This window comes from uncultured Microbacterium sp., assembly GCF_963521695.1.
Classification (GTDB): domain Bacteria; phylum Actinomycetota; class Actinomycetes; order Actinomycetales; family Microbacteriaceae; genus Microbacterium.
The window spans coordinates 1-10234 of sequence record NZ_CAUQWC010000118.1; the positions used below are offsets into that span (position 1 = coordinate 1).

General features: G+C 69.7%; 11 protein-coding genes and 2 pseudogenes. 9 read left to right on the forward strand and 4 right to left on the reverse strand.

What is annotated here, in order from left to right; translation table 11 throughout:
- The 4 genes and pseudogenes from RWP81_RS09945 to cysK all read right to left on the reverse strand — a co-directional run.
- Window positions 1–320, reverse strand: a pseudogene (locus RWP81_RS09945) (hypothetical protein); the annotation flags it as partial.
- 298 nt (window positions 321–618) lie between these two features.
- Window positions 619–2019: an amidase gene (locus RWP81_RS09950; RefSeq protein WP_314455579.1), complete on the reverse strand. Its 1401-nt coding sequence runs from the start codon at window positions 2017–2019 to the stop codon at window positions 619–621.
- Window positions 2020–2069: 50 nt separating this feature from the next.
- Window positions 2070–2639, reverse strand: coding sequence for a serine O-acetyltransferase EpsC (gene epsC / locus RWP81_RS09955; RefSeq protein ID WP_055958113.1), 570 nt, complete (start codon window positions 2637–2639; stop codon window positions 2070–2072).
- A 2-nt stretch (window positions 2640–2641) separates the two neighbouring features.
- Window positions 2642–3580, reverse strand: coding sequence for a cysteine synthase A (gene cysK / locus RWP81_RS09960; RefSeq protein ID WP_055958110.1), 939 nt, complete (start codon window positions 3578–3580; stop codon window positions 2642–2644).
- A gap of 100 nt (window positions 3581–3680) precedes the next feature.
- Between cysK and prmC the strand changes: the two genes are divergently transcribed.
- The 9 genes and pseudogenes from prmC to RWP81_RS10005 form a co-directional block, all read left to right on the forward strand.
- Complete coding sequence (prmC, locus tag RWP81_RS09965; protein WP_314455588.1) at window positions 3681–4571, forward strand: peptide chain release factor N(5)-glutamine methyltransferase; 891 nt, start codon at window positions 3681–3683, stop codon at window positions 4569–4571.
- Window positions 4572–4610: 39 nt separating this feature from the next.
- A complete protein-coding gene (locus RWP81_RS09970) occupies window positions 4611–5348 on the forward strand; it encodes an L-threonylcarbamoyladenylate synthase (RefSeq protein ID WP_314455591.1) in 738 nt (245 codons plus the stop codon).
- On the forward strand, window positions 5345–6520 hold the full coding sequence (locus RWP81_RS09975) for an MraY family glycosyltransferase (RefSeq protein ID WP_314455594.1): 1176 nt from the start codon (window positions 5345–5347) through the stop codon (window positions 6518–6520). Before RWP81_RS09970 ends, RWP81_RS09975 begins: the two co-directional genes overlap by 4 nt.
- Window positions 6517–7005, forward strand: a complete 489-nt coding sequence (locus tag RWP81_RS09980; RefSeq protein WP_314455597.1) for a hypothetical protein — start codon at window positions 6517–6519, stop codon at window positions 7003–7005. Before RWP81_RS09975 ends, RWP81_RS09980 begins: the two co-directional genes overlap by 4 nt.
- Window positions 7006–7315: 310 nt before the next feature.
- Entirely contained in the window at window positions 7316–8035 is a 720-nt protein-coding gene (gene atpB, locus RWP81_RS09985; protein ID WP_374108661.1) for a F0F1 ATP synthase subunit A, read from the forward strand.
- Window positions 8036–8079: 44 nt separating this feature from the next.
- Entirely contained in the window at window positions 8080–8313 is a 234-nt protein-coding gene (gene atpE / locus RWP81_RS09990; protein ID WP_043360904.1) for a F0F1 ATP synthase subunit C, read from the forward strand.
- A gap of 34 nt (window positions 8314–8347) precedes the next feature.
- Entirely contained in the window at window positions 8348–8908 is a 561-nt protein-coding gene (locus tag RWP81_RS09995; protein ID WP_243501088.1) for a F0F1 ATP synthase subunit B, read from the forward strand.
- The gene (locus tag RWP81_RS10000; protein ID WP_314455616.1) at window positions 8908–9696 is read left to right on the forward strand and encodes a F0F1 ATP synthase subunit delta; all 789 of its coding nucleotides are present in this window, start codon (window positions 8908–8910) and stop codon (window positions 9694–9696) included. Before RWP81_RS09995 ends, RWP81_RS10000 begins: the two co-directional genes overlap by 1 nt.
- A 62-nt stretch (window positions 9697–9758) precedes the next feature.
- Window positions 9759–10234: pseudogene (locus RWP81_RS10005) on the forward strand (F0F1 ATP synthase subunit alpha); the annotation flags it as partial.

A 10234-nucleotide genomic window follows, 5' to 3' on the forward strand; every position in this document is an offset into this window, starting at 1 on the left:
GTGCTGGCCCCGCCGGGCAGCGACAGCGCCCTGTCGCCCGCGGCGCCGCTCGGCCCTGAGACGCTCGTCGCGCCGCCGTTCACGACCGTTCCGGCGTGGTTGCCGGGGGCGCTGTCAGCGATCACGGCGCCGTTGGCCGGGCGGGCGTCGATCTGATCGAAGGTGTACTCGAGGACCGGTGCCGGCACCGTCTCGGCCGCGATCGCGGCCGACGCGGGCGTCAGCATCGCTCCCAGGCTCGCGACGGCGAGCGAGACGGCGAGTATCCGGCGCGACGGGCGCGTGCGCCTCGCTCGAACGGGCGTGTGATCAGACAGCATGGGTGTCCCTTCGGGAACCGGTCGGCATCGACTCGTGCTCCATGGGTTCGGCATCGAGCCCGGTTCGGAAGTTGTGGCGCCGCTCAGGCTAGCGCAGATTGTTTCCGCTAACAATGGCGACTTCTACCACTCGAAGCAGTCTCGCGTCACGAGCTCGAGCACGAGCACGAGCACGAGCACGAGCACGAGCACGAGCACGAGCCGCGTCGGCCTCGGCGAACAGTGGTCGTCGTCGCCGCCGGCCCGTGCGCCCGAGGGTGCTCCGGTCGCGCCGCCCGCAAGGCGCCGCTCGTCCTCGTCAGGCGCTCCAGACCGGCGGGTGGGGGAGTGGCCCCCGACGCCCTTCGAGCTGCGCGGCGAGAGCGAGCAGCGTCGCTTCGCCGCCCGGACGGCCGACGAGCTGGACTGAGACCGGGTGGCCGGTGGCATCCATCGTGAGGGGCACGGTCACCGCGGGAAGACCCGCGACGTTGACGAAGCTGGAGTACGGCGCGTACTCGACCTGCATCGCGAACGTGCGCTCGGGCGAGTGCCCCTCGTACGTCCCGATCGGCTGCGGCGGCTGCGCGAGGGCGGGGGTGAGTACCGCGTCGAACGCCGAGAAGTCCGTGACCGTCCGCCGTTCGAACGCCCGGGCCGCCGCCAGGCCCTCGAGCAGGTCGAGCGCCGACAGACGTCGACCCTCCTGCACGAGCCAGGCGGTGAGAGGCTCGACGAGGGCGAGATCCTCGTGGCTCAGGGGGATCCGCGCCGCGCTCGCGCGCCACAGCACTCGGAAGAGTGCGGCGTAGCCCCGCGGACGCCACGCGGCATCCTCCACGTCGTGTCCGCAGTCGCTCAGCCAGGCGGAGGCCGTCTCGAACGCCGCACGGGCGTCGGGATGGAGGCGGATGTCTTCGTCGTCGTCCCACGGGGAAACCGTGGTCTTTCCCACACGGAGCCCGGTCGTCTCTCGCCGTGCGGCGTCGACGAACGGACCGCTCCCGGGTGCTGCCGTGGCATACGTGAACGGCGCCAGGCCGACGAGAGCGTCGAGGAGGTGTGCCGCATCCTCGGCGGAGCGGGCGATCGGGCCCGTCACGGAGAGCCCGTCGGGGGAGTCGAAGCCCGAACCGATCGGAAGTCGCCCCCGTGAGGGTTTCAATCCCACCACCCCGACCGTTGCGGAGGGGATGCGGATGGAGCCGCCACCGTCGGAACCCACCGCTGCGGGCAGGAACCCCGCCGCGACCGCGACGGCCGCGCCGCCGCTCGACCCGCCGGCGCCGGCCGACGGCATCCACGGATCGCGGGCGGGGGCGTGGATCAGCGGCTCGGTGAACCCGGTGAGCCCGAACTCCGACGTGCTCGTCTTGCCCACGTTCACCGCACCGGCGGCGTCGAGGGCGCGTGCGAGGGGATCGGATGACGTCGGCACGTGGTCCACGCGCGATCGCGAGCCGTAACGGGTGGCGACGCCGGCGCGGGCGACGAGGTCCTTGTCGGCGAGGGGGACACCCCACAGCGACCCCGCCGGGGGATGCGAGAGCGAGGTAGCGCGATCCCGAGCGGCGCCCGCGGTCACCTCGGCGAACGCGCCGAGCTCGTCCAGTCGTTCGATGCGGTCGAGGTAATGTGCGGTCACCTCGGTCGAAGAGATCTCGCCCACGCGCAGCGCCTCGGTCTGGGCGACGAGCGACAGATCGTGCAGGCGTGGCATGAATCGAGCCTACGGCGCGGGTCGGGTCGACCCGCGCCGCGGAACTCCCGTCAGATCCAGTACTCCGGGGTCGTCAGCAGGGCACGGGTGTCTTCACCGCTCCGGCGCATCCGCGCCTTGGCCGGCACACCCACGAGCACGCTGTCGGCGGGGGCGTCGCGGGTCACCACGGCGTTCGCGCCGACCACCGTACCGGCTCCCAGGGTGATGGGACCGAGGATCTTCGCCCCGGCGCCCACGGCGACCCCGTCGTGAAGTGTGGGGTGCCTCTTGCCGCCCTCGCGCTGCCGGCCGCCGAGGGTGACGCCGTGGTACAGCATCACGTCGTCGCCCACCTCGGCCGTCTCGCCGACGACGACGCCCATGCCGTGGTCGATGAAGAAGCGCCGCCCGATCGTCGCGCCCGGATGGATCTCGACACCGGTCAGCCACCGGGTCACCTGCGACAGGGCCCGCGCCGGAAAGCGCAGACCCCGTCGCCACAGACGGTGGGCGATCCGGTACGACCAGACGGCGTGGAGCCCCGGGTACAGCAGGGCGATCTCGAGCGCGCCGCGCGCCGCGGGGTCGCGGAGCTTGGCGGAGGAGATGTCTTCGCGGATGCGGGAGAGGACCCCCACCGTCAGTCTTCGCGCAGGTGCTCGTACAGCGCCGTCGAGAGGTAGCGCTCGCCGTACGACGGGATGATCACGACGATGTTCTTGCCGGCTGCCTCGGGACGGCGGGCGACCTCGAGGGCGGCCCAGATGGCCGCGCCCGACGACATGCCGACGAGGATGCCGTCTTTGGCGGCCGTTTCACGGGCCAGGCGGATGGCGTCGTCGAACTCGACGTCGATGACCTCGTCGAGGATCTCGCGGTCGAGGATCGCGGGGACGAAGTTCGGGCCGATGCCCTGGATCTTGTGCGGGCCGGGGTGGCCCTTGGTGAGGATGGGGGAGTCGGCCGGCTCGACGGCGACGATCTGCACGCCGGGGACGCGCTCCTTGAGCACCTGACCTACGCCCGTGATGGTGCCGCCCGTGCCGATGCCGGCGACGAAGTAGTCGACCTTGCCCTCGGTGTCGCGCAGGATCTCCTCGGCCGTCGTGCGGCGGTGGATGGCCGGGTTGGCCTCGTTCTCGAACTGACGTGCCCAGACGGCACCAGGGGTCTCGGCGACGATGCGCTTGGCCTCGTCGACCGCGTGCGACATGCCCTTGGTGGGGTCGGTCAGCACGAGCTCTGCGCCGAAGGCCTTGAGCAGGATGCGGCGTTCCTTCGACATCGAGGCGGGCATGGTCAGAACGACCTTGTACCCGCGCGCCGCCCCGACCATCGCGAGGGCGATGCCGGTGTTGCCGCTGGTGGACTCCACGATGGTGCCGCCGGGCTTCAGCTCACCCGATGCCTCGGCCGCGTCGACGATCGCGATGCCCAGGCGGTCTTTGACGCTGGATGCCGGGTTGTAGAACTCCAGCTTCAGCAGGATCTGCGCCTCGGTGCCCTCCGCGACGCGGTTCAACCGCACGAGGGGGGTGTCGCCGAACGCGGAAGTGATGTCGGGGTGAATGCCGGGCATGGGGCGCCTTTCGCCGTCTGTCAGAACGCGATCATCCTAGGCGAGGCGCCCGGGTCCGAGATCGTTGTGTGACGCTGCGCTACTAGGCTGGGGTTCCGTCATGCCCGAGACGCACTCGCCCCCGCCCTTTTCCCCTCGCGTCGCCGACGTCGTCCGCGAGACCGCCCGCCGATTCGATGCGGCCGGAGTCCCCGACGCGCAGGTCGACGCCGAGCTGCTCGTCGCCCACGTGCTCGATACCTCGCGCGGGGGAGTGCAGGCGGCAGCGGTCCGCGGAGACCGGATGCCGCCCGCCGCCGCCGCGGAACTGGCCCCACTCGTCGACCGGCGCTGCCAGCGCGAGCCGCTGCAGCACCTGACGGGCGTCGCCCCGTTCCGCTCCCTCGAGTTGGCGGTCGGACCGGGCGTCTTCGTGCCCCGGCCCGAGACCGAGATGGTGGCCCAGCTCGCGATCGACGCGCTCCGCGGCGTGGCATCCGAGTCCCCGATCGCGGTCGACCTCGGAACCGGCAGCGGCGCGATCGCCCTCGCGATGGCGACCGAGGTGCCCCACGCGCGTGTGTTCGCCGCCGAGAACTCGGTCGACGCGTTCATCTGGACCAGGCTCAACCACGCCCGTGTCGGCGCCGACAACCTCATCCTCGCCTTCATCGACCTGGCCGCCGCGTTCCCCGAATTGGACGGGACCGTCTCGGTCGTGGCCTCCAACCCGCCCTACGTACCCGACGACGCGATCCCGCGCGACCCCGAGGTGCGCCTCTACGACCCCCCGGCGGCCCTGTACGGCGGTCCCGATGGATTGGATGCCGTGCGTCGGCTCAGTCAGGTGGGTCTGCGCCTCGCCCATCCCGGCGGCGCCATCGTGCTCGAGCACGGGGAGTGGCAGGGCGAGGCGATCCGCGGCATCCTGACCACCGACGGGTGGCGCTCGGCCGCCACGCACACCGACCTGACGATGCGCGACCGCGCGACGACGGCCGTTCGTCCGTGACCGCGCTCTCAGCAGGGCACGACTAGACTGACGCGCGACATGTCACCCGTCTACGACTGCCGTGACGAGTCGCAGCTGCTGTCCGGGATGCGCCACGCGCGTCAGGCGATCGGCCGAGGCGAACTCGTCGTGCTCCCCACCGACACCGTCTACGGAATCGCCGCCGACGCGTTCAATGCGCGCGCCGTCGCGGGGCTCCTCGAAGCGAAGGGCCGGGGACGCCAGCAACCACCGCCCGTGCTCGTGCCGGGGGTGGCGACGCTGCGCGCCCTCGTCGCCGAGATCCCGCCCGCCGTCGACGACCTCGTGCGCGAGTTCTGGCCCGGCGGGCTGACCATCGTCCTGCCCGCGCAGCCCTCGCTGTCGTGGGACCTCGGCGACACCCACGGGACGGTCGCGGTACGCATGCCCGCGCAGAAGCTGACCCTCGAGCTGCTGGAGGAGACGGGACCCCTCGCCGTCTCGAGTGCGAACCTGACCGGCATGGCGGCCGCCGTCGACATCGACTCGGCCCGCGACATGCTGCGTGACAGCGTCGCCGCCTACCTCGACGCCGGTCCCAGCGAGACGGGCGTCGCCTCGACGATCATCGATGCCACGACCCTGGTCGGCGGTGCCGAGCCCCAGGTGCGCGTGCTGCGCGAGGGTGCCATCTCGCGCGAGCGCTTGCGTGCAGTGCTCGGCGATCTGCTCGAGCCCGATCCGGAGGACGACGCCGTCAGCTCCATCGCGCCTTCGGTTGAACCGTCGCCGGGTTCCGAGGCGCCGGGTCCGTGACCCAGTATCTCCTCATCATCCTGTTCACGGCGGCGGTCACGCTCGCGCTGTCGTGGGTGGTGTGGAAGCTCGCGCTGCGGTTCAAGCTCTATCCCGGCATCCGGGATCGCGACGTCCATCAGACGCCGACGCCCCGTCTGGGCGGTGTGGCGATGTTCCTGGGTGTGGCGGCGGCGTTCGCCCTGTCGAGTCGCAACCCCTATTTCGCGATCCTCTGGGCCGACCCGGTGCCGGTGCTCTCGCTCCTGGGCGCCGTCCTGCTCATCGTCCTCGTAGGGGTGGCGGATGACCTCTGGGACCTCGACTGGATGATCAAGCTCGGCGCGCAATTCGTCGCCGCCGGCATCATCGCGTGGTTCGGGCAGCTTCAGATCCTGTCCCTGCCGATCGGGGCCCTCACGGTCGGATCGGGGTGGGTGAGCTTCCTGCTCACCGTCTTCGCGCTCGTGGTCGTGATGAACGCGGTCAACTTCATCGACGGTCTCAACGGCCTCGTCGCGGGCGTCTGCCTGATCGCCAACGGCGTCTTCTTCGCCTACTCCTACCTCCTGGTGCGCGACACCGGAGCCAGCACCTACTTCAACCTCGCCTCGTTCATCGCCGCGGTCCTCATCGGAGCGTGCGTGGGGTTCCTGCCCATGAACTGGACGCCGGCGAAGCTGTTCATGGGAGACGCGGGCGCGCTCATGCTGGGACTCCTCATGGCCAGTTCGGCCGTCGCCATCACCGGTCAACTCGATCCGGCCGTGCTCGACCCCGAGAAGATCGGTCGTTCGCAGCTCCTGGGTGCCTTCATCCCGATCCTGCTGCCGGTCGTGATCGTGCTGCTGCCCCTGCTCGATTTCGGCCTCGCGGTCCTTCGACGTCAGTGGGCCGGTCGGTCGCCCTTCTCGCCGGATCGCAAGCATCTCCACCACCGCATGCTCGACATGGGCCACAGCGACCGCGACGCGGTGCTCATCTTCTACAGCTGGACCGCCGTGGTCAGCCTGGCGTTCCTGCTGATGTACATCGGAACCCAGCAGAGCTGGCCCGGCGACTACCTGATCGGTGTCCTGTTCGGCCTCACCGGTGTGGCCGCGTGCGCCGTGCTGACCCTTCTTCCCTCACAGCATCGTCTGCGGCGGTTGACCCGTCGTGCCCGACCCATCCGACCGGAGACCCCCTCATGAGCAGCGCCACGCCCGAAGCCCGCCGACCCCTCTCGAGCACGCCGGTGCTGCGCACCGCCCTGGTCTGGGGCGGGATCGTGACCGCCGTCCTGCTCGTCGCGGGGGCAGCCGTCGGCTTCGCCGTCGGGGGAGCGCCCGGCCTCGGCAGCGCCCTGGCGGGAGTCGCCGTGAGCGCGATCTTCCTGGCCGTGACGGCGACCAGCATCCTGGTGGCCAACCGCTGGTACGGCGATCCTCTCTACGTCCCCATCTTCTTCGGGATCGTCCTCGGCGGCTGGCTGCTCAAGCTGATCCTGTTCATCGTCGCCATCGCCGTGCTGCGGGGGCAGGACTGGGTCGACCTCGTCGTCTTCTACGTCGCGCTCGTGATCAGCGTGCTGGCCTCACTGGCGGTGGATGTCGTCGTGCTCATGCGCATGCGCATCCCCAGCGCCAGCGACGTGACGCTGCCCACCGATCCCGACGCCGGTGACCGCCGCGCGTGAGCTCGCGGGGCGCATAGTCCACGACGAGGACCGTCGCGGCGCATTAGTCCGGCGGCGAGAGGATCCTCCGGCCCGACACGTGGACAGCCTGGGAGTTTGATAGGGTGACATACGTACCCACCCGCGATCGGAACTCTTTTCCAGGTCTCCTCATCGGGTACCATCACCGACCATCGTCGCAACGGTTCACACCGATGCCCCGAAGCTGGAGCCAGCGCTGACTACTCAAGCTGCGACCCTGATCACGAACTTCGCGTCCGCGGGTGCCGAGTTCCACCCGCCGTCCATCTCGGAGTTCTTCCCCGATGCGGTGCTGTTCGAGGGCACGATCTTCGCGATCACGCGTATCAACCTCACGCAGATGCTGGCGACGCTGGCCCTCGTCCTCTTCCTCGTGCTCGGCACGCGGCGTATGAAGATCGTCCCCGGTCGCTTCCAGAGCGTCGCCGAGATGGGCCTCGACTTCGTGCGCGTCAACATCGCCGAAGACATCCTGGGCAAGAAGGACGGGCGTCGGTTCCTGCCCATTCTCACCACGATCTTCTTCATGGTGCTGTTCATGAACATCACCGGCGTCATCCCCGGTCTGAACATCGCCGGCACCAGCGTCATCGCCGTGCCCATGCTGCTCGCGATCGTCGCGTACGTCACGTTCATCTACGCGGGCATCAAGAAGAGCCCCGGCGGCTTCTTCAAGAACGCCCTGCTGCCCTCGGGCGTGCCGTGGCCGCTGTACATCATCATCGTCCCGCTCGAGTTCCTCTCGACCTTCATCATCCGTCCCGTCACGCTGACGCTGCGTCTGCTGATGAACATGGTCGTCGGTCACCTCATGCTCGTGCTGTTCTTCTCGGCGACGCAGTTCTTCGTCGTCGGGCTCGGCGGCTGGTGGACGGCGCTCGGCGCCGGATCCCTCGCCTTCGGTCTCGCCTTCACCCTGTTCGAAATCTTCGTCGCCTTCCTCCAGGCGTACGTCTTCGCGATCCTCACCGCGGTCTACATCCAGCTCGCGGTCGCAGAAGAGCACTGAGCGGCCCGGCGCACGCCGAGCCACCCAACGAAAGGAAAAAACCCGTGGACGCAACTACGGTTCTCGCCCAGGTCACCGGTAACGTCGCCACGATCGGCTACGGCCTCGCCGCCATCGGCCCCGCCATCGGCGTGGGCATTGTCGTCGGCAAGACGATCGAGGGTGTCGCCCGTCAGCCCGAACTCGCGGGCCGCCTCCAGGTCCTGATGTTCATCGGTATCGCCTTCACCGAGGCGCTCGCCTTCATCGGTATCGCGACCGGCTTCATCTTCACCTGATCCGGCCGCTCTCGACTCACTGTAAGGAGACAGGATGCTGAACGCTCTTGTCACACTCGCCGCGGAGCCCGCGGGCGAGGAAGCGCAGAACCCGCTCCTGCCTGCCGCGTACGACATCCTCTGGTCGTTCGTGTGCTTCGTCATCATCGCCGTCGTGGTGTGGCGTGTGGCTCTGCCGCGCATGGCGAAGCTGCTCGACGAGCGCAGTGCTGCCATCGAGGGCAACATCGCCAAGGCCGACGAGGCCCAGCGACAGGCCGAGGCCGCCCTCGAGGAGTACACCGCTCAGCTCGCCGAAGCGCGCAAGCAGGCCGGCGAGATCCGTGAGGGCGCGACGCAGGACGGTCGCAAGATCGTCGCCGAGGCGAAAGAGGCGGCTGCCACCGAGGCAGCACGCATCACCGCCAGTGCGCACGCGCAGATCGAGGCCGAGCGTCAGACGGCCCTCGTGCAGCTGCGTTCGGAGGTCGGTACCCTCGCGGTCGACCTCGCGGGCAACGTGATCGGCGAGACGCTGACCGACGACGCGCGTGCGAACGCCGTGGTCGACCGCTTCCTCGCCGAGCTCGAGGCCTCCGAGAAGGCGGCCAAGTAATGGGCAGCGCGACCACTCAGGCCCGAACCGCGACGACGGAGGCGCTGGCTTCCACGTCGGGCGTCGATCTCGACGTCGCGCGCGAACTGTTCGCGGCCGTCGCCGCCGTGAGCGGCTCGGCGCAGCTGAGCGGCGCGCTGTCCGACTCGTCGGTACCGCCCGCCATCCGTGCGGGGCTCGTCTCGGCGGTCTTCGGTCCGTCGTACCAGCAGGCAACGGTTGCACTGCTCTCCAGCGCCGCCCAGCAGCGCTGGTCGAACTCCGGCCAGTTCATCGAGGGGCTCGAGGAGCTCGCGGTGCAGGCGACCTCGGTCGCCGAGCCGGCCGACATCGAGGCGGAGCTGTTCGCCTTCTCGCGAACGGTCGCCTCGAACGGCGAGCTCGAACTCGCGCTGGGCGGTCGCCTCGGCGGCGCCACGGCGAAGGGCGACCTCGTCTCGAAGCTGCTCGATGGACGCACGAGCGCCGGTACCGCGCTCATCGTCTCGTCGCTGGTGAAGCACGCCCGCGGTCGCCGGGTGCGCGCCCTGCTGCGCCGGGCCGAGCGCATCGTCTCCGACCAGCGTTCGCGCATCGTCGCGACCGTGTACGCCGCCGCCCCGCTGAGCGACGACCAGCAGGCCCGCCTGCAGAACTCCCTCAGCGCGCGATACGGCGCAGCAGTCACGCTGAACACCGTGATCGACCCGACGGTGCTCGGCGGACTGCGCGTGCAAGTCGCCGATGATGTCATCGACGCGAGCGTGTCCGCACGTCTCGCCGATCTCCGCCAGCGGATCGCCGGCTAAAGACTTTCCGCCCGAGCGGGCGTGGATCTGGGGGCCGAGTGCCCCACGAACGAAGGAAGACAATGGCAGATCTCTCTATCAGCCCCGACGTCATTCGTGACGCGCTGAAAGACTTCGTCACCGCCTACGAGCCCAACGGCGCTGCGGCGACCGAGGTCGGCGCCGTCGTCGACGCGGCCGATGGCATCGCGCACGTCGAGGGCCTTCCCGGCGTGATGGCCAACGAGCTCATTCGCTTCGCGAACGGCACGCTGGGCCTGGCTCAGAACCTCGACGAGAACGAGATCGGTGTCGTCGTGCTCGGCGAGTTCTCCGGTATCGAAGAGGGCCAGAGCGTCACCCGCACGGGTGAGGTGCTCTCGGTCGGCGTCGGTGACGGCTACCTGGGTCGCGTGGTCGACCCGCTCGGAAACCCGATCGACGGTCTCGGCGAGATCGCGACAGAGGGTCGTCGTGCACTCGAGCTCCAGGCCCCCGGCGTCATGCAGCGCAAGAGCGTGCACGAGCCGCTGCAGACCGGCATCAAGGCCATCGACGC